The sequence below is a fragment of the Ezakiella sp. genome, from assembly GCF_034180565.1.
Lineage (GTDB): Bacteria > Bacillota > Clostridia > Tissierellales > Peptoniphilaceae > Ezakiella.
This window is the reverse complement of record NZ_JAXFOB010000010.1, coordinates 134,220-159,114: the sequence shown is the minus strand read 5'-3', so window position 1 is coordinate 159,114 and position 24,895 is coordinate 134,220. Positions and strand designations below refer to the sequence as shown.

The window sequence follows — 24,895 nt, the reverse complement described above, 5'->3', positions numbered from 1 at the left end:
GAATTTTCATGAAACTATATTTAAAGCAAAAGGTGTTCAAGTTTTTAGATCATTATGATGTCTATGATGAAAATCAAAATGCAATTTTTACAGTAAACCAAAAATTCAAATTTTTAGGTTTTCATGCTGATGTAACTGCGAGAGGAGATTATCAAAGCTTTGAAATTGACAAAGAAATTATAACTTTTCTTCCAAAATATGTTTTAACTTTTGAAAATGCAGAGAAAATTTATTTGAATTTCAGATTGTCTTTTATCCACAGAAAAATTGACGTTGAAACGACTTTTGAAAATCTCTCTGTCAGGGGAAAGTTTTGGGACATGGACTTTGAGGTTTTAAAAGAAGGAGAAGTCATTGCGAATATTTCAAAAAAATGGCTGACTTGGGGTGACACATATGAAGTTGACATTTACGACGACAAATATACATCTGAAATCTTGGGAATCGTCATTGCAATAGACAACCAAAAAGATATGGAAAGGAATCAAGGGTAATATGAAATTAATACAGCCGGAACGTAAACACGAAAAAATTGTTATGGATTTTAAACAAAAGATAAAAGACGCAAATGAACAGTTTTGCGGAGTTAGCGGGCTTGAAAGAATGGACTATGACGAGTGGATTCAATATCTTTTAGTGGTGTCAAAAAAGGAAACTTGTCCGGAAGGAATTGTTCCCGCATACGAAATGATTTATGTAGATGACGATGAAACAAAGGTCTATGGAATGATAAATATGAGATTTGAGCTTAATGATATGCTTTTGAAGTTTGGTGGTCATATCGGTTATTCGGTCAGTCCTGACGAAAGAAGAAAGGGGTATGCGAAGGCAATGCTTTCCGGTGCGCTCGAGTTTTATAGAGATGAAGGATACGACAAAGTTTTAATAACTTGCAACAAAAACAATATTGCTTCTCAAAAAACAATTGAATCCGCAGGAGGCATTTTGGAAAATATAGTAGAAGATGGAGGCATTTTCACGAAAAGATTTTGGATATATCTATAAAAAAGCTCTCATACTAGCACTAAGCTAATATGAGAGTTTTTTATAGTTTTTTATAAGCTTTTCTAAACATAATAGCAGTTGTTAAGACTGCGACAAAATCGGAAATCGGCTCGGCGATGAATACACCGTTTATTTGAGGCTCTATAAAATTCGGCAAGATAATTATAAGCGGAATAAGAAGAATTATTTTACGAAGGACTGCAAGGAACAAACTGGTTTTCGCATTTCCTATGGCTATAAACGTATTTTGACATGCAATTTGTATTCCGAGTAAAACATTTACAAAGAAAAACATTCTTATTGCCGGAGTGGAATAGTCGATGAGAGCTACATCATTTGTGAATAGAGATGCAAAAATATTTGGTACAATCATAAGAAGCAGCCACATCGTTAATGAATAAATCAGAGACGATTTTAATAAATATGAAAATGTTGTTTTTAAACGATTTATATCATTTTTGCCGTAGCTATAACTTATTATAGGTTGGGCGCCTTGCGTGAGCCCGATTAACGGTAGCATCGAAAAGTTCATTGTAGAAAGAAGTATCGTCATTGTTCCGACAGCAATATCTCCGCCGTATTTAAGAGCGGAACGATTGAAAGTTATTCCTATAAGTCCTTCGTCATTTGCATTATAAAAGAAGATGCACCGAGTGCAATTGATGGAAGAATTATATCTTTGTCGAGTTTCATATTTTTCTTTTTTAATTTTAAAATTGTGTTTTCGCCTCTTAAAAACATTAAAACCCAAATTGCAGATACGGCTTGAGATAGTATTGTTGCAAGTGCGGCGCCTTTTACGCCCATTTTAAAAACGAAAATGAATATTGGGTCGAGTACAATATTTAATACCGCACCTATACATACTGTGTACATACTTATTTTTGCAAAGCCTTGGGCGGTTATGAATGCATTCAAACCGATTGAAAGTTGAACAAAGACTGTGCCTAAAATATATATTTTCATATAATCTCTTGCATATACAAGGGTGTTTTCGCTTGCTCCAAAAAGGATCAATATTTTATCGAGAGTTGCATGAACGGATATGCTGAGTATTAGTGAAATTATAAGTAATAGCGAAAAGGAATTTCCTAAAATTTTTCGGTTGTTTTTAAATCGTCTTTTTCCAAGTATATATAGATGCGCGTGGGGCGCCGCCCATTGCTGCGAGTGCGGCGAATGCGGAAATTATCATTATTAAAGGCATTGCAACATCGACACCTGTCAAAGCAAGGCTTCCGATTTGGTCGATATGCCCGATAAAAATTCTATCAATCAAGTTATATAAAACATTTATAATTTGCGCGAAAATAGTCGGTACTGAAAGTTCAAACAACAGTTTTTTTACAGGCGCGGTCCCGAACTTGTCATTATCAATCATACAAAACCTTCCGAAATTAATATAAAAAAAGACCCTTTCATGGGCCTTTAGTGTCCTTTTAAAGTAGCATTGTCATAGGAGGTAGACCGCACTACTTTAAATGAACTGAAACAAATAATTGCTTCATTTAGATCGAGTCTAAGTTGCGAGATCCATAAACTCGAAAATTGACTAAAAAATGAATAAAATAGTCAATTTAAGTCTCGCTTAAGCGACATTCCTATTATAACAGAACGGTAACAATAAGTCAAGGATTTATATAGAGGCTTTTTAAAGTTTTATGAAAATTATAGTAAATATTATATATGTTTAATTGCATGATTTTCGGGTATAATAATTGGAAGAGTTATTGATTTTATAATCAATTTGTGCTATAATTATCTGAGAATATTGAAAGGAGATATTTATGAACGTTAAAGTAGTTGAATCAAAGGACAATGAATTAAAATTTGATTGGACATTGCCTTGGAATGAATTTGAAAAGTATATAGAAATCGCATACAAGAGGACTAGAGGTCACTTTAGAATTGACGGTTTTAGAAAAGGCAAAGCACCGAGGCATATTATTGAAAATTTCTATGGCAAGGGTGTATTTTATGAAGACGCTCTAAATATTGCAATCGATGAAAATTATGAAAAGTTGGCTGAAGAATTGCCGAAGACGGCTGTAGGAATGCCAAGTGTAGACATCAAAGAACTCGAAAGCGGAAAAGATGTCGTTATGGAATTTACTACAGAAGTTTTGCCTGAAATCGAAATTAAGGATATGAAGAATCTCGAAATTCCTAAAATCGAAGAAGAAGTAACTGATGAAGCAGTTAAAGCCGAACTTGAAAATCAAAGAAGAAATAATCAAAGAGAAATTATTATAGATGAAAGAGCAGCTGAAAAAGGCGATACAGTCGATATTGATTTTGAAGGATTTATTGACGGGGTTGCATTTGAAGGCGGAAAAGCTGAAGGAAATACTTTGGAAATCGGCTCGGGCAAGTTTATTCCGGGATTTGAAGAGCAAATCATCGGAAAAAATATTAACGATGAATTTGATATAACAGTTACATTCCCTGAAGATTATCACGCAGAAGAATACGCAGGTAAAGAAGCTGTTTTTAAAACAAAATTAAATGCAATTTCAAGGTATGAATTGCCGGAACTTGATGACGACTTCGCATCTGAAGTAAGTGAGTTTGAAACAATAAAAGAACTTGAAGCCGATATCAGAAAGAAGCTTGAAGAAAGACTTGAAGAATCAATTGCTGTAAGAGATGAAAATAATGCAGTTGATGCCCTTGTAAAGAGAACGGATTTTGAAGTGCCTACAGCACTTATTGAATCTCAAACAAACCAAGAACTTGAAGATTTTAAATTCAGATTGAGACAACAAGGCATGGATTTTGATGAGTTCATTAAATACACGGGTCAAACTGAAGAAGGAATTAAAAACGAATTGAGACCGATTGCTGAAAAGAAGGCAAGAGCGAATATTGTTCTTGACGCAGCGGCAAAAGAAATGGGCATCGAAGTAACTGACGCGGACAGAGAAGAAGCGATTAAATCTGCAGCAACAGGTTACGGAATGGACCCGGATAAATTCTTCGAAATGGCAAAGAATCAAGATATAACATTTATGGACACAGGAATTCTTAACAAAAAAGTTGTTGAAGAATTAATGAAAACTGTTAAGAGAGTTGAAGTAAAAGAATCTGAAAAAGAAAAAGAAGAAAAAGAAGAAAAAAAGCCTGCGAAGAAGACAACTAAAAAGTCAACAAAAAAAGCTGATAAAGAAGCTGAAGAAGTAAAGGAAGCAACTGAAGAAAAAGAAAAGAAAGCTCCTAAAAAAGCTTCAAAGAAAAAGACTGAAAAGTTAGCTGAAGAAACAGACTTTGATGTTGAAGAAAAGAAAGAAAAAAAGACGACCAAAAAGAAGATAGAAAAAAAGGTCAAAGAAGAAAAAGAAGATATTGAAGAAAAGTAAAATGAAATAAGGCCCAAAAGGGCCTTGTTTATTATTTAAAAAGGAGTGATTTTATGGCATTGGTGCCAATGGTTATTGAACAAACCGGTAGAGGGGAAAGAAGTTATGATATTTTCTCCAGACTATTAAAAGAAAGAATTATTTTTGTTTCAGGCGAAGTAAACGATACTATGGCAGATTTGGTTGTTGCACAACTTCTCTTTTTGGAAGCTGAAGACCCTGAAAAAGACATACAAATGTATATAAACAGCCCGGGAGGAAATGTTACAAGCGGATTTGCAATTTTCGATACTATGAACCATATTAAACCGGATGTTTCAACGATATGTGTCGGACTTGCAGCAAGTATGGGTGCAATTTTACTTACAGCAGGCACAAAAGGCAAGAGATTTGCACTTCCAAATGCTGATATTATGATTCACCAACCGCTCGGCGGCTCACAAGGGCAAGCTGAAGATATAAGAATTCAAGCTGAAAAGATTTTAGAAACAAGAGAAAGACTCAACAAGATTTTAGCTGAAAGAACAGGTCAACCGCTAGAAAAAATAGAAAAAGATACCGACAGGGATTTCTTTATGAGTGCTGAAAGAGCTGTAGAATATGGTATTATAGATAAAGTATTAGAATCGAGGTCCAAATAGTGCCAAGAACACTGGATGATAAGAATCGTTGCTCTTTTTGCGGCAGATCTCAAGATGATGTAAATATATTGATTAGCGGCGGCGGGGATGCATTCATTTGCGACGACTGCGTTAAATATTGCGAGGAAATTGTAAAGAGTCAAATTGAAATGCAGTTTACAAAGGATTTAACGGAACTTTTGACTCCTAAGGAAATAAAGGAAAAACTCGACGAGTATGTTATAGGTCAAGATGAGGCGAAAAAAGTTTTATCGGTTGCAATGTATAACCACTACAAGAGAGTTTATGTAGAGCCCGAAAGCGATGTTTTGATTGACAAAAGTAATGTGCTTCTTTTAGGACCTACAGGCTCAGGAAAGACACTTCTCGCACAAGCGATTGCAAAGATTTTGGATGTACCGTTTGCAATTACAGATGCGACAACATTAACAGAGGCGGGTTATGTAGGAGAAGACGTTGAAAATGTCATATTAAAGCTTGTTCAAGCTGCCGATATGGACATTGCAGCTGCAGAAAAGGGAATTATTTATATCGATGAAATCGATAAAATCGCCAGAAAGAGTGAAAATGTTTCGATTACAAGAGACGTAAGCGGTGAAGGCGTTCAACAAGCACTTTTAAAACTTATTGAAGGGACAGTTGCGAACGTTCCGGCTCAAGGCGGAAGAAAGCATCCGCAAGGCACAATGCTCACAGTAGACACAAAAAATATTTTGTTTATTGTGGGTGGCGCGTTTGACGGTCTTGAAAATATTATCGAAAAAAGACTTGGAAAGAGTTCTTTTGGATTTACAAATGACCCTGTGAAAAAGGAAGAGATGAGCGTAGGGCAACTTTTTCAAAAGATGGAAGCACACGATCTTGTAAAATATGGACTTATTCCGGAACTTGTCGGAAGAATTCCGGTTCATGTTTCACTGGATGATTTGGATGTAAACAGTCTTATAAGAATTTTGACCGAGCCGAAAAATGCGATAATAAAACAATATCAAGAGCTCATGAAGCTTGAAAATTGCAATTTGAAATTTACGGACACTGCACTTACCGAAATTGCCAACAGGGCGATTAAGAGAAAGACAGGTGCGAGAGGTTTGAGGTCGATAGTGGAGGATGTAATGCTCGATTATATGTACGAGCTTCCAAGCGACTCAAGTATAACTGCAATAACTATAAGCTATGACAAAAGAAAAGAAGTTTTTACGGCAAAAATAAAAAGAGAAGATGATTAGATCTAGAGGATGCGTTATTATGCATCCTTTTTTAGTTATAAAATTGAAATAGCAACAATGAAAAATATATTTAATATTATTTTTATAAAAATTTATTTCAATTTAGTTTATTAATATTAAAAAGGGGTATAAGAGAGGTAGGAGGTGCTTATGAACTATTTTGTTTTAATCGGCGTCTTATTAATAGTCGTCGGGTTTGCTTGCAAACTGGATGTTGTTGCAGTAGTTCTTATTTCAGGACTAGTGACAGGTCTCGTTTCAGGCATGCCGTTAATCGAAGTGCTGGACTTAATAGGTAAGGGATTTGTAACAAATAGATACATGTCACTTTTCTTCCTAAGTTTACCACTTATTGCAATTATGGAAAGATATGGTTTAAAAGACAGAGCTGCAGAAGCGATACAAAAAATCAAATCTGCAAGCGCAGGAGCAGTTATCGGGATGTATATCCTTATCAGATGGGTTGCAGCAATTTTCTCACTCAGATTGGGCGGACACGTTCAATTTGTTAGACCTCTTATTCTTCCTATGGCTGAAGGAGCCGCAACAAAGAAAGTGGATCTCTCAGAAAAAAGATTGGAAGAGCTTAAGGGCTTGGCAGGAGCTGCTGAAAACTACGGAAATTTCTTCGGACAAAATATTTTCCCTGTTGCGGGCGGTGTACTTTTGATTCAATCTACACTTGCTGAAGCAGGATACAATGTAACCAATGCAGAAATAGCTCAAGGCTCAATTTTAGCCGGAGTTGCAATGGTTATTTTGGCTCTCATTCAATGCTATTTGTTCGAAAGAAAATTGAGAAAGGAGCAAGCTAATGTTTAGTTTTATATATAACAACACAGCTATAATCGATGAATTTATCTACATTCTTTGTGGTATCGTTTGTATTATAGTCGGTGTAAGGGGACTAAAAAATAAAAAAGCTCCTATAGGAACATTTGTTTTCTGGACATTACTTGGGCTTCTTTTTGCAGGAGGAAAATTCATTATTGACAGTTTTGAACATGGTGGAGCAATTATCGGTGCACTTTTAATGGTACTAGGCGCTCTAACGCTTACAAAACAAGTTCAAATCGGAGAATTTGAAGAGCAAAAACAAGAACAAAAAGAACAATACGGAAAGAAAGTGGGAAACAAAATATTTATTCCTGCACTTTCAATTGGTGTTATAGCTATGATTATGGCTCAATTTAAGAGCTTTAAAATAGTTGTTGACACAGCGAAGGACGGAGCTCCCGTGTATTTCGGATTCACTTCCGCTCAAACACTCGGATTCTCGTCAATTATAGCTATTATAATCGCATTAATTATAACAAAGGCAAATTATAAAGAAACAAAAGAAGACACTTCAAAGATGCTTATGCAAATTGGAAGTTCGTCACTTCTTCCACAATTACTCGGTGCTCTAGGTACAGTTTTTGCATCAGCCGGAGTAGGGCAAGTAATAGGACAAGGTGTTTCAGCTATTGTTCCACCGGAAGCAAAAGTGTTGGGCGTTATTGCATATTGCCTCGGAATGGTTGTATTTACAATGATTATGGGTAATGCATTTGCCGCATTTACAGTTATCACGATCGGAGTCGGCATTCCATTTGTTATTGCAAACGGTGGAAATCCTGCAGTTATCGGAGCACTCGGTATGACATGCGGATACTGCGGAACTCTTATGACACCGATGGCAGCAAACTTCAACATAGTTCCGGCTGCAATTCTTGAAACAAAGAGCAAATATACAATTATGAAGACTCAAGCACCGGTTGCTTTAGCATTGGTGGTTGTTCATGTCATCTTGATGTTAACGTTCGGATTTTAGAAAAGCTTTGAATTTAAAGGAGGTTTTTAATTGAAGATTTTGGTAACGGGATTTGACCCGTTTGGAGGAGAAAAAATTAATCCTGCAATCGAATCTGTAAAGAGATTGCCGGATAAGATTTTGGATGCGGAAATTATTAAACTTGAAATTCCAACAGTTATTGGAAAATCAGTTGATAAAATCAGAGAAAAAATTAAAGAAGTGGAGCCGGATGTTGTTCTTTCAATTGGGCAAGCCGGCGGAAGACCGGACATAACGGTTGAAAGAGTTGGAATAAACTGCGATGACTGCAGAATAAAGGACAACGAGGGCAATCAACCTATTGATGAAAAGGTTGTAGAAGACGGTCCGGCAGCATATTTTGCAACAATTCCGATAAAAGCCATGGTTGAGCACATAAAGGAAGGTAAGATTCCGGCAAGTGTTTCAAACACGGCAGGCACATTCATTTGTAACCAAGTTCTGTATGGAGTTTGTCATATAAAAGCGACAGAATATCCTAATATGAGAACCGGATTTATTCATATACCGTTCTTGCCGGAACAAGTTACCGACAAAAAGAATATGCCGTCAATGGCTCTTGATACAATTGTAAAAGGCTTGGAGCTTGCAATTGAAGCCATAATTACAAACGAAGAAGACATTGTCGTCACAGGCGGCAAGACACATTAAACGGAGGGCGAAAGCCCTCTTTTTTATTTATAAGCTTTGCCTATCGATATATAATTCTCGATAAAAATTATCTATTATCAAACTATGGATAAATTTGTAAAAATTGGGTATAATATATAACGAGGGTCGGAAACCGCGCAAATAACTAATGTTTGCAGCGCTTACGACTAAACGGTTTAAGAACCGAATTTCATATGGAGGTAGATTGAATATGAAAAGAATTCATTTAGCATTGATTGCAGCAGTATTAGCAGTAGTTTTAGTATTTGCTGGCTGTAAATCAAACAACGCACCGTCAGGCGATGCACCTAAGGAAAGCAGCTATGCTGAAATGAAAGGTGAAGATCTTGACAAAATAGAAGAAGACAACAAAGAAAAAGAAAAATATCTTGTTTTGGACGTAAGACCGGCAGAACAATATAACGAAGGCCACGTAAAACATGCTATCAACATGCCTGTTGATGAACTCGATGGAAGAATTTCAGAAATCGAAGCATACAAAGACAAGAATGTTGTTACAGTTTGCAACACAGGAAAGAAGAGCGCAGAAGCTGCTCAAAAACTTGTTGATGCAGGATTCAAAAATGTTTGGAACGCACAAGGTGTTAAAGACTTCAGCTATACAACAATGACAAAAGCTGCAACACTTCTTCCTGAAGAATTCAAAAAGAGAGTTGAATCAGGTGAATACACAGTTGTCGACGTAAGAGATGAAAAAGATTACAACGAAGGACACATGAAAGATGCTATCCACACAACTGTTGATACAGCAGATGCTGATATCGAAACATTCCCTACAGATAAGCCATTCTTGACTTATTGCTACAGCGGAAACAGATCATGGACTGTTGCTGACAAACTTGCACAAAAAGGTTATGAAGTATACAATGCATGGGACGGAACAAAAGAATACGACGGATACGAATTAGTTAAGTAGTATTGATATTCGGACTTTAGGATTTTTGAGGTAGTGAATGAATAAAAATTGCTACTTCAAAAATTCTTAGTCCGTTTTTATTTGCGATTTATTGCTATTTATATAGAAGTTGTTGATTGGAAGGAGGAGTTTAGATGGACAGAATTATATTTTTTACAAAGGCTCCGAAACTCGGGTTTGGAAAATCCAGATTAAAACCGTATCTTAATGATAAAGAGTGCCTTGACTTGATGATTAATTTAATAAATGATAATTATGAAAAAATAAAGTCATCCGGAAAAGATTATGTTGTCTATTATGACGGTGAGAAAAATGATATTGATTTTATCGGCGGCAAGAAGCTTCTTCAATTTGGTGATGGATTGGGTCGTCGCATGAGAAATGCAATTTTTCAAGAACTGGAAACTGCGGACAAAGTGGTCTTGATAGGTTCTGATTTAAACAATTTGACAACTGAAGATATAAATTGTGCTTTTGACAAGCTTGATGAATATGATGTGGTAATTTCTCCAACAAAAGACGGTGGATATGGTCTTATAGGCATGAAAACTCAGATTGATATTTTCATGGATATTATTTATTCGACACCGCGAGTTTTGGAAGATACTATAAAAAAGATAAAGTTCTTTAACAAATCATACTATCTTCTTCCGACAATCAGAGATGTTGACGAGCTTGTCGATTTGGTCGGTGCGGAGTTTGACAGCGACAATGTGAAACTAATCGGCGCCGGCGAGTATAATATAAATTTCAAAATTGACGACAAGGTTGTAAGAATTAACATCGCATCGCAACTTCATCTTGGAGATAAACAAATCGAATACGAGTATGGAGCATTGAAAGCTCTTGAAAATTCAGGTGTGACTCCAAAGCCGATAAGGCTTTATGAAAAGGGTAAATTTATCCCGTTTGGCTTTCTTACTATGGAATATATAGAAGGGAGACCACTTGAATATTATAGAGATTTTCAAATTGCTGCCGAACTATTAGCAAAAGTTCATAATACTCTTATACAAGATGCAGATTTAATTTATGCAGAGAGACCGTTTCAAACTATGTATGATGAGTTTGTAACCATGTATTCAGTGTATAAGTCATGGGATGGTAAAAATCCTGAAACTGAAAAAAGAATCGACAGATTTATGGAAATTGCAAAAAATTCCGGACTTGAAAGTGAAATTCAAAATCCTTGCATAATTAACACGGAGCTCAATAATAGGAATTTCATTATTGGCAATAATTCTAAAATTATAGATTGGGAAAAGCCTATTATTGGAGAGTGTGAGCAGGATTTGGCGCATTTTCTTGTTCCTACAACCACAAATTGGAAAACTGATGTTATTCTTTCAATCGACGAGATGATGTCGTTTTTAGAGATGTACGAAAAGTACAGACACGTCGATAGAAAGAAATTTATGAAGTATTTGATGTTCAACAGTCTTAGAGGAGTGACATGGTGCTCTATGGCAAAGGTTGAATATTCAAAGGAAAGAACGCTCAAAAATGATGAGACACTGGACAAGATTAATAAATTTTTGAGCCCGGAATTTTTAGACATGTTAAGTATATTTTATGAGGAGGTTTAAGATGAACGAAGAAAAAAACATTACAAAGGAATCGAAAAAAAGAATAATAATGCTGTGCGTTATTGCCGCAGTTGTTCTTATTTGTATTTTTGTTCCTTCGGTAAACAGAGGAGTTAAAGACGCATTCAAAGTTTTATCGCAAGCGGATATGGCGCAAATTGCAGAATATATAAGAGGATATGGCGCATGGGCTGTTGCAGTTTCATTCTTATTGATGATATTGCAATCAATTGTCGCACCTATTCCGGCATTTTTCATTACACTTGCAAACTCAATGATTTGGGGTTGGTGGAAAGGTGCAATCCTTTCTTGGACATCTGCAATGGCAGGAGCTGCAATATGCTTTTATATTGCAAGAGTTCTCGGAAGAGATGTTGTAAGAAAATTTGCAACGGAAGGAGCTTTACAATCAGTTGAAAAGTTCTTTGAAAGATTTGGCAAACAGTCAATTATGATTTGTAGACTTTTACCATTTGTACCTTTTGACCCTGTAAGCTATGCAGCAGGACTTACACCTATGAGCTTCTGGAGTTTCTTTATTGCAACAGGTATCGGACAATTGCCGGCAACGATTTTATATTCATATTTCGGCGGTCAATTGACAGGTGGTGCTCAAGCTCTCATGTATGGTCTCATCGGACTTTTCTCACTCAGCTTGATTGCATATATAGGAAAGAAAATTTACGATGACAGACAAGCAAAAAAAGAAAACGCAAAATAGCATTGAAGAAAAAAGAATGAACTATATAAAGATTGCGGTAATTATCGCAATCGCCGTCGCCAGCTTTTTCGTGGTAAGAAATATCAGTCTTGAGGAAATTAAGACTTGGGTTCTTGGTCACGGGGCTTGGGCGGCGGTAATATATATAGCGACTTTTGTGGTTCTTCCGATATTTTTCTTTCCGGTCCCGGTCATAGTGCTTGCCGGTGGAACTATTTTCGGACTTTTCAAAGGCACATTATACACCATGATTGGGGTTCTTATTAACACACCGATAATGTATTTTATTGGAAGATTTTTACTGAAAGATTTTGTGCATAATTTTGTGAACAATCATATGAGTGAGAAACTTAGAAATGCACTTCAAAGTACAAATCAAAAGGTATTGGCACTTGTTCTTTTTATTATCAGACTCAGCCCAATATTTAGCTATAATCTTGTAAACTATATTTCAGGAGTCACTGAAATTAAATTTTTACCGTATATATTAACTACAATTGCAGGGGTTTTACCGGGAGTGATTGTTTTTATAAATATCGGTGAAAATGTTTTAAACGTCGGGAGCAAAGAATTTTTTATAAGCCTTAGCTTTTTGCTTGTGCTTGTTATTATTTCGGCTATTATTTCAAAATTATTTTTAAAAAATGAAAAAAACGATTAGTCGGACGGTGGAGAAATGATATCGATAATTGTTCCAACTTACAATGAAGAAAAAAATATAGTAAGATTTCAGGAAAACCTTAAAACTTTAAAAGGAGATTTTGAGGTTTTATTTAGCGATGGATTTTCTTCCGACAATACATATGATTTGATAAAATATAATAAAATAAGGGAGACGCGATCTCGCTCAAAACAAATGAACGCAGCTGCTAAATATGCAAAAGGCGATATTCTTTGGTTTGTGCATGCAGATTCAATTTTACATCCGGACAGTGTTATTGCAATTGAAAATGCAAATGCGAAGGCGGGATGTTTTAGATTAAATTTTGATGATACAAATTTTTTGCAAAATATTTTACAATTCTGCTCGAATTATAGAGTGCTTTCCAGAAATATTGCTTTCGGAGATCAAGGAATTTTTATCACAAGGGAACTTTTTGATGAAATTGGAGGATATAAACCATATCCCATAATGGAAGACTATGAGCTTTCGATTTGTCTTAAAGAACACGAGATACCGCTTAGACAAATAAATTTACCTATTATAACGTCTTCCAGAAGATATTTGGAAAATGGAAGATGGGAAACGAATAAAAAGATGCAGCATCTTCAACAGACATATAGACGAGCTAGAAAAAAAGGAGAAGAGAAATATCTGATTGAAAAGATTTATGAAGAATATGAGGGCAGAAAGGTCGAATGAGGTGATATTTTGAGTTTTGAAAAATTTGTTGATGAAAATATGATAGAAAAGACAAAAAAGGAATGCATTCATTGTAATATTTGCAAAAAAAACTGTGATTTCCTTACGAAATACGATATGAATTTGTTTGAATTTATAGAAAAGCCGGAGCATAGATACTCGTGTTTTCTTTGTGATAAATGCAGGGCGGTTTGTCCAAAAGATTTGTCGGGTGCTCAAATTGCAACGGAGATGAGAAAAGGTTCACCTGAAAGAACTTTTAAGACGGAGTTTATGAAAAACAATTACAAACTTCGAAATAACAGCAAAAAGAAATCTACGGATTTACTTTATCTCGGTTGTAATTTTCCGGGCTTTCTTCCGAAGACAAGTGAAAGAATTATAGAAATTTGTAAAGATATGGGAATGGATTACAGTATAGACTGTTGCAAAAAGCCGGTTTATGAATCGGGCGGGAAAGCGAATATATCACAGGTGGAAAAGCTTTGTCGCGACAAGGGTGTTAAAAGGCTGGTGTGCTGTTGTCCGAACTGCTATCACTTTTTAAAATCGAGACTCGACATTGAGGTCATTGACATTTATAAGTTTTTAAAAGAAAAGGGTATCGGCAAAAAAATCGACGTTGTTCCGGATGTGTTTTTCCCTTGCAGCGACAGATATAACCACGAGATTTTTGAATCCGTTAAATATTTTATAGATGATTACAATGACACTTTTACTGATGTGAATTGTTGCGGCCTTGGCGGCGGTGCGGCAAGTAAAGAGCTTGATCTTTTGGAAAAAACAAAGGAAAAGATGAATGCTCACAACGCTGAAAGCGTGTACACATATTGCAGTTCTTGTGCAGGAATATTTAAAAACAGATATGAACTTAAAAATGTAAAAAACTTTTTAACTGAAATTTTGGAGGTAAAAGAAGAACCTTCATCAAGTTATGGAAAAAATGTATTGAGATTTAAATTTAAAAATTTAAGGAAGTAGGTATATGGTGAATTACGAAAAAATAGATGAATTGAGCAAAAAAGGATACAATTGCAGTCAAGTTGTTCTTTGTTATTTCGCGGATGACTTCGGGCTTGATGAAGAGACCGCGCTTAAAATTTCCTGTCCGTTTGAGATGGGGATGTATGAGAGTGGACAATGCGGAGCGGTTACAGCAGGATATATGGTTCTCGGTTTAAAATATGGCTCGACAGATTTCAACAAGAGAATTGAACTTGCAAAAAAGACACTTGCATTTAAAAACGAGTTTAAAGAAAAAATGAGCTCGACTAATTGCAATGAACTTTTGGGAATGAAAGTTATGGAAAACAACAATATAGAAAAAGCGGCGGAAGAAGGACTTCTTGAAAGCGTTTGCGGTAAGGCGATTTTTACAGCAATTAGCACACTTGAAAATATTATTTAAAATGATTAGATATTAATTATTTATAGATTTTTTTACAGTTCAATTGAGAAAAATATATTCGAAGACGGTCTCATCATACCTCAGGATATTAAAATTGTCGAAGGCGATGACTATTTAATAAAAGAAGCAATGTATCATGGAATGAATTATGAATACAGGCTTAAAGGTGAAAGAGATTTAGTTGTTCGCGACTCGAAAAAAAGAAATGTCGGAGACAAAGTGGGTGTTAAAATAAAAACAATTACAAAATTGGAGGACTGAGATGAAAAAAGTTATTATTGATTTTGACTGCACGATAAATGTCAGAGGTTGCGACCTTGACGACGCATTTGCATGTCTTTATCTTTTGTCGTCGAAAGATGTCGATGTAAAAATGATAACAACGTCTTTCGGAAACAGCAATGAGGACAGGGTCTATGAATCGTCGAAGAAGATGATTGAGAATTTAAATATCGATGTTCCGCTATATAAGGGCGGAATTTTCAGCCTTGACGCAGCAACACATATGAGAGATTTGGTAAATACCGAAGACGATATAATAATTTTGTCGCTCGGCTCAACCACAAACACACAAAGAGCCCTCACACTCGGCATGGACCCGGCGAGAGTAAAGAGTCTTGTTTTGATGGGCGGAATCACAAGTGAACTCCAATTTAAGGGGCGAGTTATGAATGAACTGAACTTCAGCATCGACCATTTGTCCACAAACTATGTTTTCAGTAAAATTAAAAACATAAACATCATAACCGGAAATAATTGCATGGCTCACAGATATCTCGTTCCGGAAAATCCAAAATATAAATCGAGTTATATGAATTATATGAAAGATTCGCTCATAAGATGGACTGAAGAGTTTGATATAATTTATCAGGAGAGGGAACTTGTGCTTTGGGATGCACTTGCTGCACTTTATATTACAAATCCGGAATTTTTCGAAGATAAAAAGAGAAGTATAGAGCTCAAGGAAAATATGGCGAGAGGATTATTAAAAGAAGGAAACGATGCAATTGTTAATTTGCCGGAACTTGTAACAGATGTTGATGCGATGGAATATATAATAAATGTTATTGAAAAGGGAGGCCGCTAGGTCTCTTTTTTTCAACTCAACTTTTAAACACAAAAATAAAATTCTAATTCAGGCTAAAAAAATATAAAACACCGGCATTTAAAACATAAAACAAAAAATTACAAAACATAAGACATTAAAAACAATTACTTTTATAAAAAAACATAACACTTTTACTAAAATTCATCCACCGACAAAATTTTTATTCCACAAAAAGCCTTTTTCATACACAAAAAGAAAATCATCCACTTACACCTTATTTTCTACCACAAAAACATACACACGCAAAACCTATGTCATTATAAATCAATAAAAATGATTTATAATGACATTGAAACATTTCGACCTGAAAAATTTGAATAAAAGTGTAAAAAATAGTATAATAAAAATACAAACAAAAAATAACACAGACTTTGATTTTATTCTAGAACAATGAAACTTAATACTTTCAAAAGCAAACGCTTAAAATGGACATGAAAAATCCGGTCTTGAGTCGCAACACAGACCATAAAGATCGCCAAGCTCATCAAACTTGGCAAAGTGAAAAAACACTTTAACGAGCAGGATAAAAACCTGACTATGGGGTTAAAGCCGACCCTATTTTGTTGTAAAAATATTATTTTCTTATTCTTAAAAAACTCTTTTTATGTAAAACTGAAAACCTTCTTATAAAACTTTGAAAATAAAATCAAAGTCTTTTTTTATGTTAAGGAGGAAAACATTATGAATATTAAAAAGCAAACAAAGAAAACAGCAATCGGACTTTTAGTCTTAGGACAAATGATGACAACAGGGGTACTGGCAGCTCCTCAGGAAGCAATAAGTGCATTTAAAGACGTAAAAGAAGTAAGACAAGATATCGGACACTTCAAGGGAGAAATAAAACTCTTTATTGAAAAAGACGGAAAGAAAACAAGGGTAGACCAAAACATGAAAGACGGTCTAAGAGTAGTCGAAGGCAGAACATGCGTAGGCGTAAGAGATTTGGTAAATGCAATTGAAGGGGCAGAGATCGAATGGGACCAAGTGAGCAAAATCGTGGACATAATATACGATGGAAAAACAATCTCCTACCCACTAGGAAAACCGGTTATGTGGGACGGGGACAAGATGGTCACCATAGATGTGCCTGCCCAAGTCGACCCATCCATATCAAGAACCTTCTTACCTATAAGAAATATCGCCGAAACATTGGGCTTCAAAGTCGACTGGAATCAAAAGACCAAAGAAGTAACCCTAACACCGGGCGCCAGCACAGGACAAACAACCACCCAACAAACCAATACAAAGCCAAAGGCGAATACTAATACAGAAAACCTATCCTGGGTAACGGCAAGCGGCCAAAAAATCCCAAAGAGAAACGAGTTACCATCCGACCCGGGTGTATATTACAGTCCTAAAAAAGATACTAGTTTTTACATATATCAATCAGATGTAACAAATAACTCAGATGGATCAGTAACCTATTTTAAAGGCACGCCACTAGAGTTTACAACCCAACCAAAATTTAAATATGTAAAGAAGTCACCTGAATGGGGTGGATTTAATCTATTCGGACCAAGTGGCAATGACCCTCGTGTAGGACTTGCAGCATTCCAAGACGGACATCCTGTATATGACAAATGGAAAGCAAAACAAATAAAGATGAATAAAGAAACATATCAAATACCGGGATTATATCAATACGTAGAACCTAATTTTAGTGTCATGTTTATGCCACATGGATTATTTGAGGAATATAAACACAGAAGAATAGACAATAATCTAATAAAGCAAATCCCAACAAAACTAAAAATGGATAAAAACAGTGAATATATAAAGTATTTATTAGATGATATTGAAAATATAGATAAATTCAATACAAAGTGGTATGATTACACTGGCGTACTAGATGCACATATAGATGGTGTAAGTAATTTACCGAATATATACAATATTAGTTTTGGGTCTTTAAATGGATATTATATAACGACAGATGGATATTTAATATCTGCTGCAGAATGTGAAAAATATAAAGCTAAAATTATAGATAAGGTATTTTATTCAAGTAATGATTTTTCTTATGTAGTGGATATTCCAGATATAAATATTGATGAATGGTTAAATAAAATAAAATATGCAGAAGGAACTTATGGGATAAATAATATATGGGTGCAATTGCATAAATAAATAGAGGTGATTAAAAATGAATAAGAAAATAATATTTGTATTGGTTTCAATACTATTGCTTTCTATAATTTCAATACCAATTAAAGCGGGATGCGAGATGATAGAAGGTGATGTAGTTGAAACTCAAATTGAGGCAGACTTAACCAGTTTAGGGGTCGGAGAATCCAAAACTTTCGGAGATGTAACTGTAACAGTTACAGGAATAGATCCTGCAACTGGTGGAAAAACTTTTACATTTACAGGCCAAGTAAATGATGCAGGCAGCTATGATATGAATAGTGCTACAACAGGTAAAGATGCCTATTACGATGGAAGAGAATCCAACACTCACTCAGGAGATACAACAAACGTTCAAATAGGAGACAACAAGTTCGCAGATACCAAAATTGACGCTAACGGTAAAATGACAGGAAGCGGTACAACATCTACAGGCACACAAAAAGGTATGATTTTACAAAAAGCTGCTCAAGCCATAATTAATAATACTCTTAATACAAACAGTCAAACTAGTATTAATAATTTTCTAAAAGCCTCAAACTTAAAACCTGGAACAGTCGAGTGGGCAAAAAGAGAAGCAGATTTAAAGAATAGTAATAACAATGCAAATAAATTGAAAGCCCAAGCAAAACAAGATAATGGCAAATCTACTGCTACAATTAACTATAAAGTCCAAAAACTACCGACACAAGTATGTAAAGAAGATCCTGGAACTGATATTTGCGATCAACATGCTCAAAGACAAGCACAATCTTTTCCAGGACATAATCAAACCTGTACATCAAGTGTGGGTGTCTGCATAAAGAGTGAAAGACAAGACTATTTATCGTCATATACTACAAGCAGTCCTAACCTATCTGACCCTACAATAATCAAAAGAGATATGTGCGGACCACATATTAGACAATATAACGAAACATTAACTATGACACAAATGAATCAATTATCGGGAAGAATACAAGTAAATCAACAAAATGGACAAAATAAATTGCAAGCACTTGTAAATCAATTTAACCTACCGACATGGACATCTAAATGGCAATTGGAATCAAAATATTGGAACCCATTCCAAGAAGGAGTAATATCTCCTGGATTGCCTGTGAGAAAACATATGACAATTGAATTAGATTCATGGCTAGACCAAGAGTATTCAATTAATAATATATTGACAGAATCAGTTAATATTTGGAAAGCAGCAGTAGCAAGAAATGAAAGCGTTGTTAGAAAATATAATTCAAATGCTAATATAAATGTGTTTAACAATGCACCAAACCCTGTTGTGAAACACAGATATCTGGATGGAAGAGAATGGAAAGAAATAAATTCCAGAGTCATTGAGTGTCAAGAAACATATGAATTAAAGATTGAACCACGTTATGATATAACAATTCACAATAGATATCAAAAAGTTCAACAACGTGATATAAAAGGTGCAACAAAGATAGAAACATATAATTGTGACCCTTATGAAGAAACGGTATGTGTAAGAGGAGAATGTTTAGAAAGAAATAAATATGGAAGATGCATAGACTGGGATCGAGAATGTCACGAAGAAACAAGATATCACACCTGCTGTAGAACAGTTCCAGACGATCAACACCAAGAATGGCCTGATGGGGAAACGGGAGACAGTGCTCCAGGAGGTTCAATACCGCCAATTTATGCACCGCGTGTAAAATGGAAGTATAGAATCGGTGTGGATAATGAATACCACGCAACAGCATACAAAACTACTCCACAAGCTAGATTAAGACCTATACCAAATTCAAATAGAGATGAAAATACTGTTAAATCAGGTTATGGTTTTAACTACAGTGCAGACAGATGGAGAATTATTACTGATTACGATAATCCACAATTCAATGGTCAATCAGATTTAGTCAGACCAAACAAAACCACAAATATCAGACTTAATAGAAGTTTGGCAGCTAATACGCAAAACTTTGACCCTAATGTAAGATTTGATAGTGCAAGAAATGCACCTGACAGGTCATCATCCAAGAATTCAAGATATATAAATGAAAGAATTAGGGCCGACATTGTCAACTCAACATTTGATAGAGATTTAATTTCAAGATTTGTATCGCCAAATGAAGATGATCCAAGCATTATGAGATTGCAAAGAAATACCAGAACACAATCTGGTATAAGCGGTGGAAGAATTACGAGAAACGGTTCAGCAATACAAATGGAAACTGAATTTGAATCAAGCTCTGACCCAAATAGGTATTACCATGCATATTGGGTAACAAGAGGTGAAAGGAATTTAATTCCAGCATATAGACCTGGTCCGCTTCATTATATTCATCTTGACTACAGAAGTGGTAGTGATTATGATGTTTATTCAATGAATAGGGTGGTCATAAGACCTGGGTTTACGATTGACGCATTCAACTCCGGCTCGATTCGAGTTGTGGGAAATATGTGGGAAGACTCTTTCTCAAGACCGGATTTTAGAAAGTCGAGGGATTTTCATATTTAATTTTTTATAAATGTAGTTGATACATACTAATAATAAATTTTGCCGATTTGCACGGCTTTTTTACATATAAAATTTAATAACCGGTTTATTATAAATGGTTATGGTGAATAATTTTATATTTTTAATTTTTTTATCAATGCGAATGCAAGATTTTAATAGATATTAACCAAATAACGATTCAGGTATTTGATATTTAATTTAATTTAGTTTTTTATTTCAATTACATATTATCTTAAACAAAAAAGATAGAGAACTAAGCTCTATCTTTTGAAAACATAAATATATTCATTATAATAAAAATTGGTATTATGATATAAAGTGATTTTAATATCGGCAGTTTTAAAAAGAAACTGTCTCTTATATCATAAATCAGTACAGAAAGTTTATTTCCTATGGCTGCGAGTATGAGTGTTGTGAACTCAAGCAGTAGAAATAAGCTTTTGTTTATTTTGAATTTAAAAATTGTGAGTATAATAAATGCCGCAAAAAATGTTGCCCATATTATTATGGGAGTTTTTATTCTCATGCGAAGCCAGACGCTGTAGGTCGAAACCATGTCGACTAAAAGGGCGATTACGTATGAGAGTATAAGATTTTTTGCAATGGAATTTATTTTATTAGTCTGCAAGTTTATAAGTTATAACAACTTCAGAGCCGTCTGCAGGAAGTACGTCTTTGTTTCCTTTAAATTCAACGCTCTTTTGTTCTTCAACAGCTCCAAGTGGGTAAGCAGCATTTGATGTGATTCCTACAAAGCAGCTGTCGAGGCATGTGATGCAACCAGTGTTAAATTCTTTTGAATTGTCCATGTTGCCGCTGAAACGAATGTCGAGCGGTGTTCCGTTTGAATCTAAAACAGCTTCGTTTACGTCAACGTCTTTTTTGTCTCCGAATGAAAGAGTTACATTTAGCTTGCTTCCTTCAGTTGTAGTTGTTGCTGCATTTTCAGCTGTCATATTGTCTCCGGCTTTTGCACCGATTTCAAGAAGTCCGTTGTAGAAGTCTGTCGGTGTTACAGGTGTTTTAAAGAGAGCCATGTCGGCAATTTTGCCGCTTTCAGAAATTGCCATATGTCTTGTAACTTCGTCAAAATATTTTCCGTTTACTGTTGCAAGAATGGAAATTGTTTTAGCTTCTTTGTCAACAACAATTGGGTTTTCTTTGGAAACTTCCATTGTATTTTCTTCTGTTGAAGTGTTTTCGGTTGTATCAGTTGTTTCCGTTTTTGTTTCGTCGACAACTTTGTCGTCTTTCGGTTTGTTTGTGCATGCTGTGAATGAAAATACTACAGCTACTGCAATTAAAAATAATCTTTTCAATTTGATCTCCTTTTCTAATTTATGTCTTCCCAAATATTATACCACTATGTGAAAAAAATGCAACACTTGTTCATGAATATGTATAAAGATTAGTCGGATATAACTTTGAATTAGAGATTTTATTGTAATTTATGCACTTTTAAATTGGGTAAATATATGTTAGAATAAGATTTAAGATTTATATTTATGCAGATATTTATAGGAGGAATTCTTTTGAGTATATATAATATTAATAAGATAAATATGCCGATAATAGCGCTAAGGGGCATTACGGTTTTTCCGGATACAACTGTCAATTTTGATATTGACAGTCCGAAAAGTGCAAGGGCGCTTGAGGTTTTAAGTGATAAAAATAATATGATTTTCGTGGTTTCGCAAAAGCATGCGGACATTTTAAATCCTAAAGTTAATGATTTATATGAGTACGGCACAATTTGTACTGTTGAACAATTCGGTCAAATGCCACAAGGCGGAATAAGAATTTTGGTAGACGGCAAAATGAGGGGACGTATAGCCGAATTTACGGAAACAAATGATTATTTTGAAGCAAATATCGAAGCGCTTGAAGTGAGAGAAGACGCTTTTTCTGATTTCGCGGAAGAAGGAGAAGCGCTTTTGAGGCTTATAAAAAAAGATGTGGAAGAATATTCAAAATTGAATGCGAGAATTGCAGAAAAATCAATTGCGCAATTTATGGAAGAGAGTGACCCTGAGAAGGTTATAAACATTGCATCTTCTACAATTCAAATAAGCACGAGCGAAGCGCAAAAGGTTTTAAGTGAGCTCGATTTTGAAAAGCGTGCTATTTTACTCCACACGTATTTTTTGAGAGAGATTGCAAATTTAAAAATTGAAAATGAGATAAATATGTTGGTTCAATCTCAAATGAATAAAACTCAAAGGGATTATTATCTCCGCGAGAAAATTAAAGTAATTCAAGATGAATTGGGCGACGGTGAAAATATTCAAGCTGAAGTTGACGATTTGAGGGAAAAAATCGCCGAAAAGAATTTGCCGAAGGAAGTTGAGGAGAAGGCATTAAAGGAAGTTAAAAGACTTTCTCAAAATGCGTTCAATCAAGCGGAAACGGGAGTTATAAGAAGTTATGTTGATTGGATTTTAAGTTTACCATGGACAGAGTCGAAGGACGAAGCTGTGGACCTTGAATATGCAAGAAAGGTTTTGAACGAAGACCACTACGGCTTAACAGATATCAAGGAGAGAATTCTCGAATATTTGGCTGTAAAAAAATTGAATCCCAAATCAAAGGGAAACATTCTTCTATTTGTAGGCCCTCCGGGAGTTGGAAAGACTTCCATCGCAAAGAGTATCGCGAGGGCTCTCGATAGAGATTTTGTTAGGATGAGTCTTGGTGGAATCAGAGACGAAGCTGAAATCAGAGGTCACAGAAGAACATATATCGGTGCAATGCCGGGAAGAATTATTTCGGGCATGAAGAAAGCGGGTTCAAATAATCCGGTATTTTTACTTGACGAAATCGACAAGGTCAATTCGGATTTTAGAGGGGACCCTGCAAGCGCACTTTTGGAAGTTTTGGATCCTGAGCAAAACAAGGATTTTGAAGACAACTATTTGGACCTTCCTTTCGATTTGTCGCAGGTGTTTTTCGTCACAACTGCAAACAGTTTAAATTTACCGCCGGCACTTCTTGACAGAATGGAAGTTATACGTCTTGCGGGATATACAAATGATGAAAAACAAAAAATAGCTGAAAAATATCTTGTGAAAAAACAAATGGCTAACAACGGAGTTAATACAACAAATTTCAACATCACACCGGGTGCGATTAAAGAGATTATTGAGTATTATACAAGAGAGTCGGGTGTCAGAAATCTCGAAAGAGAAATTTCATCTGTCATAAGAAAAGCGGCGGTAAAGATTGCCGAAGGAGAAAAAGAAAAGGTTTCTGTCACGATAAATATGGTACAGGAGATGCTCGGACCAAGAAGATTTACAATTGATGAACTTGGAAAGAAAGACCAAATCGGTGTTACAAACGGGCTTGCTTGGACGAGTGTCGGAGGGGTAACTCTTCAAGTTGAAGCGATTGCAACTCCGGGAACAGGAAAACTTACTCTCACCGGTAAGCTTGGAGATGTTATGAAAGAGTCGGCAGCAGCGGCAGTTTCATATATACGAAAAAATGCGAAGAAGCTTGGCGTCAAGGAAGATTTTTATAAGAAAACGGACATCCATCTTCATGTGCCGGAAGGGGCAGTTCCAAAAGACGGGCCGAGTGCGGGAGTGACGATTGCGGTTTCAATTTTATCTGCGCTTACGGAAAGACCGGTTGACAGAAATGTTGCAATGACAGGTGAGATCACTTTGACGGGCCGAGTCTTGGCAATCGGAGGGCTGAAAGAAAAAGTTTTGGCGGCTCTTAGAATGGGGGCAAAAATAGTTGTGCTTCCTGAAGAAAACAAGAAAGATATGGTAGAGATTCCGGAAGATGTGAAAGAAAAACTTGAGTTTAAATTTGTGAAGGATATAGGCGAGGTGTTTAAAATTGCCATTAAGTAATATAAAAAGAGCGGATTTGGTTCAAATTGCTGTAAAACCGGACCAATATCCGGACGAGAGTTTGCCGGAAATTGCATTTGCCGGACGAAGCAATGTTGGAAAATCTAGTCTTTTAAACGGCATAATGAACAGAAAATCGCTTGCGAGGACTTCTTCAAAACCGGGAAAGACGAGAACCATAAATTTTTATGGGGTGAATGAAGAGATTCGACTTGTCGACTTGCCGGGATACGGATATGCGATTGCATCCCAAAAAGAAAAAGAGAATTGGAAGACATATATCGAAACGTATCTTGAGAGCAGAAAAAATTTAAAGGGAATTGTGCTTGTGGTCGATATAAGGCACGAGCCGACAAACGATGACAAGATGATGTATGATTATATAAAGCATTTCGGATTCAATTGTCTTATTGTTGCGACAAAGGCTGATAAAATTGCAAGAAGCAAGTATCAGGGGGCAGTTTCGAAAATTCGAAAAAAACTGGATGCAAAGGATGAGATTCTACCGTTTTCAAGTTTGAACAAATTTGGAATAGACAGAGTGAGAGAAAAGTTGGACGAAATGGTTTAAAAAATTTTGGGGTGATATA

Annotated in this window: 22 protein-coding genes and 1 pseudogene; 21 read left to right on the top strand and 2 right to left on the bottom strand. The window is 35.6% G+C overall.

Annotated elements, in window-relative coordinates; translation table 11 throughout:
* The first annotated feature begins 8 nt into the window (after positions 1-8).
* Positions 9-494, top strand: a complete 486-nt coding sequence (locus SPI61_RS02625; RefSeq protein WP_321136583.1) for an LURP-one-related/scramblase family protein — start codon at positions 9-11, stop codon at positions 492-494.
* A 1-nt stretch (position 495) separates the two neighbouring features.
* Positions 496-1,005, top strand: coding sequence for a GNAT family N-acetyltransferase (locus tag SPI61_RS02620; RefSeq protein WP_321136582.1), 510 nt, complete (start codon positions 496-498; stop codon positions 1,003-1,005).
* A gap of 40 nt (positions 1,006-1,045) precedes the next feature.
* Here the strand turns inward: SPI61_RS02620 and SPI61_RS02615 are convergent.
* A pseudogene (locus SPI61_RS02615) lies at positions 1,046-2,386 on the bottom strand (MATE family efflux transporter).
* 406 nt (positions 2,387-2,792) lie between these two features.
* Between SPI61_RS02615 and tig the strand changes: the two are divergent.
* From tig to SPI61_RS02530, 17 genes are all read left to right on the top strand, one after another.
* Positions 2,793-4,361 (top strand): trigger factor, encoded by a 1,569-nt coding sequence (gene tig / locus SPI61_RS02610; RefSeq protein WP_321136581.1) that lies wholly within the window; start codon positions 2,793-2,795, stop codon positions 4,359-4,361.
* 53 nt (positions 4,362-4,414) lie between these two features.
* Positions 4,415-5,002, top strand: a complete 588-nt coding sequence (gene clpP / locus SPI61_RS02605; protein ID WP_321136580.1) for an ATP-dependent Clp endopeptidase proteolytic subunit ClpP — start codon at positions 4,415-4,417, stop codon at positions 5,000-5,002.
* Positions 5,002-6,231: an ATP-dependent Clp protease ATP-binding subunit ClpX gene (gene clpX, locus SPI61_RS02600; RefSeq protein WP_321136579.1), complete on the top strand. Its 1,230-nt coding sequence runs from the start codon at positions 5,002-5,004 to the stop codon at positions 6,229-6,231. Before clpP ends, clpX begins: the two co-directional genes overlap by 1 nt.
* 150 nt (positions 6,232-6,381) lie before the next feature.
* Complete coding sequence (locus SPI61_RS02595; protein WP_321136578.1) at positions 6,382-7,053, top strand: DUF969 domain-containing protein; 672 nt, start codon at positions 6,382-6,384, stop codon at positions 7,051-7,053.
* Positions 7,046-8,044, top strand: coding sequence for a DUF979 domain-containing protein (locus SPI61_RS02590; protein ID WP_321136577.1), 999 nt, complete (start codon positions 7,046-7,048; stop codon positions 8,042-8,044). The genes SPI61_RS02595 and SPI61_RS02590 overlap by 8 nt, the downstream gene beginning before the upstream one ends.
* Before the next feature lie 30 nt (positions 8,045-8,074).
* On the top strand, positions 8,075-8,716 hold the full coding sequence (pcp, locus tag SPI61_RS02585; RefSeq protein WP_321136576.1) for a pyroglutamyl-peptidase I: 642 nt from the start codon (positions 8,075-8,077) through the stop codon (positions 8,714-8,716).
* 211 nt (positions 8,717-8,927) lie between these two features.
* On the top strand, positions 8,928-9,653 hold the full coding sequence (locus SPI61_RS02580) for a rhodanese-like domain-containing protein (RefSeq protein WP_321136575.1): 726 nt from the start codon (positions 8,928-8,930) through the stop codon (positions 9,651-9,653).
* 134 nt (positions 9,654-9,787) lie between these two features.
* Positions 9,788-11,239 carry a TIGR04282 family arsenosugar biosynthesis glycosyltransferase gene (locus SPI61_RS02575; RefSeq protein ID WP_321136574.1) on the top strand — a complete coding sequence of 484 codons (1,452 nt, stop codon included), beginning with the start codon at positions 9,788-9,790 and terminating at the stop codon, positions 11,237-11,239.
* Between the two features lies 1 nt (position 11,240).
* Complete coding sequence (locus SPI61_RS02570) at positions 11,241-11,960, top strand: TVP38/TMEM64 family protein (protein WP_321136573.1); 720 nt, start codon at positions 11,241-11,243, stop codon at positions 11,958-11,960.
* A complete protein-coding gene (locus SPI61_RS02565; RefSeq protein WP_321136572.1) occupies positions 11,926-12,621 on the top strand; it encodes a TVP38/TMEM64 family protein in 696 nt (231 codons plus the stop codon). Before SPI61_RS02570 ends, SPI61_RS02565 begins: the two co-directional genes overlap by 35 nt.
* A 15-nt stretch (positions 12,622-12,636) precedes the next feature.
* A complete protein-coding gene (locus tag SPI61_RS02560) occupies positions 12,637-13,323 on the top strand; it encodes a TIGR04283 family arsenosugar biosynthesis glycosyltransferase (RefSeq protein WP_321136571.1) in 687 nt (228 codons plus the stop codon).
* A gap of 9 nt (positions 13,324-13,332) precedes the next feature.
* Positions 13,333-14,304 (top strand): (Fe-S)-binding protein, encoded by a 972-nt coding sequence (locus SPI61_RS02555; protein ID WP_321136570.1) that lies wholly within the window; start codon positions 13,333-13,335, stop codon positions 14,302-14,304.
* Positions 14,305-14,308: 4 nt separating this feature from the next.
* Positions 14,309-14,731, top strand: a complete 423-nt coding sequence (locus tag SPI61_RS02550) for a C-GCAxxG-C-C family protein (RefSeq protein ID WP_321136569.1) — start codon at positions 14,309-14,311, stop codon at positions 14,729-14,731.
* A 129-nt stretch (positions 14,732-14,860) separates the two neighbouring features.
* Entirely contained in the window at positions 14,861-14,992 is a 132-nt protein-coding gene (locus SPI61_RS02545) for a hypothetical protein (RefSeq protein WP_321136568.1), read from the top strand.
* Between the two features lies 1 nt (position 14,993).
* Positions 14,994-15,818, top strand: a complete 825-nt coding sequence (locus tag SPI61_RS02540) for a nucleoside hydrolase (RefSeq protein ID WP_321136567.1) — start codon at positions 14,994-14,996, stop codon at positions 15,816-15,818.
* 702 nt (positions 15,819-16,520) lie between these two features.
* Entirely contained in the window at positions 16,521-17,966 is a 1,446-nt protein-coding gene (locus SPI61_RS02535) for a copper amine oxidase N-terminal domain-containing protein (RefSeq protein WP_321136566.1), read from the top strand.
* 16 nt (positions 17,967-17,982) lie between these two features.
* The gene (locus SPI61_RS02530; RefSeq protein ID WP_321136565.1) at positions 17,983-20,445 is read left to right on the top strand and encodes a hypothetical protein; all 2,463 of its coding nucleotides are present in this window, start codon (positions 17,983-17,985) and stop codon (positions 20,443-20,445) included.
* Positions 20,446-21,062: 617 nt separating this feature from the next.
* On the opposite strand, the gene SPI61_RS02525 is transcribed toward SPI61_RS02530, so the two are convergent.
* Positions 21,063-21,764: a YdjY domain-containing protein gene (locus tag SPI61_RS02525; RefSeq protein ID WP_321136564.1), complete on the bottom strand. Its 702-nt coding sequence runs from the start codon at positions 21,762-21,764 to the stop codon at positions 21,063-21,065.
* Positions 21,765-21,977: 213 nt separating this feature from the next.
* On the opposite strand from SPI61_RS02525, the gene lon reads away from it, so the two are divergent.
* Together lon and yihA are read left to right on the top strand one after the other, a co-directional pair.
* A complete protein-coding gene (gene lon / locus SPI61_RS02520; protein WP_321136563.1) occupies positions 21,978-24,305 on the top strand; it encodes an endopeptidase La in 2,328 nt (775 codons plus the stop codon).
* Complete coding sequence (gene yihA, locus SPI61_RS02515) at positions 24,292-24,876, top strand: ribosome biogenesis GTP-binding protein YihA/YsxC (RefSeq protein ID WP_321136562.1); 585 nt, start codon at positions 24,292-24,294, stop codon at positions 24,874-24,876. Before lon ends, yihA begins: the two co-directional genes overlap by 14 nt.
* Positions 24,877-24,895: the final 19 nt, after the last annotated feature.

Excerpts from the sequence above, each read along its gene's own strand:
- SPI61_RS02625 (WP_321136583.1), top strand. The coding sequence starts at position 9 with ATGAAACTATATTTAAAGCAAAAGGTGTTCAAGTTTTTAGATCATTAT.
- SPI61_RS02620 (WP_321136582.1), top strand. The coding sequence starts at position 496 with ATGAAATTAATACAGCCGGAACGTAAACACGAAAAAATTGTTATGGAT.
- tig (WP_321136581.1), top strand. The coding sequence starts at position 2,793 with ATGAACGTTAAAGTAGTTGAATCAAAGGACAATGAATTAAAATTTGAT.
- clpP (WP_321136580.1), top strand. The coding sequence starts at position 4,415 with ATGGCATTGGTGCCAATGGTTATTGAACAAACCGGTAGAGGGGAAAGA.
- SPI61_RS02595 (WP_321136578.1), top strand. The coding sequence starts at position 6,382 with ATGAACTATTTTGTTTTAATCGGCGTCTTATTAATAGTCGTCGGGTTT.
- SPI61_RS02590 (WP_321136577.1), top strand. The coding sequence starts at position 7,046 with ATGTTTAGTTTTATATATAACAACACAGCTATAATCGATGAATTTATC.
- SPI61_RS02580 (WP_321136575.1), top strand. The coding sequence starts at position 8,928 with ATGAAAAGAATTCATTTAGCATTGATTGCAGCAGTATTAGCAGTAGTT.
- SPI61_RS02575 (WP_321136574.1), top strand. The coding sequence starts at position 9,788 with ATGGACAGAATTATATTTTTTACAAAGGCTCCGAAACTCGGGTTTGGA.
- SPI61_RS02570 (WP_321136573.1), top strand. The coding sequence starts at position 11,241 with ATGAACGAAGAAAAAAACATTACAAAGGAATCGAAAAAAAGAATAATA.
- SPI61_RS02565 (WP_321136572.1), top strand. The coding sequence starts at position 11,926 with ATGACAGACAAGCAAAAAAAGAAAACGCAAAATAGCATTGAAGAAAAA.
- SPI61_RS02560 (WP_321136571.1), top strand. The coding sequence starts at position 12,637 with ATGATATCGATAATTGTTCCAACTTACAATGAAGAAAAAAATATAGTA.
- SPI61_RS02550 (WP_321136569.1), top strand. The coding sequence starts at position 14,309 with ATGGTGAATTACGAAAAAATAGATGAATTGAGCAAAAAAGGATACAAT.
- SPI61_RS02545 (WP_321136568.1), top strand. The coding sequence starts at position 14,861 with ATGTATCATGGAATGAATTATGAATACAGGCTTAAAGGTGAAAGAGAT.
- SPI61_RS02540 (WP_321136567.1), top strand. The coding sequence starts at position 14,994 with ATGAAAAAAGTTATTATTGATTTTGACTGCACGATAAATGTCAGAGGT.
- SPI61_RS02535 (WP_321136566.1), top strand. The coding sequence starts at position 16,521 with ATGAATATTAAAAAGCAAACAAAGAAAACAGCAATCGGACTTTTAGTC.
- SPI61_RS02530 (WP_321136565.1), top strand. The coding sequence starts at position 17,983 with ATGAATAAGAAAATAATATTTGTATTGGTTTCAATACTATTGCTTTCT.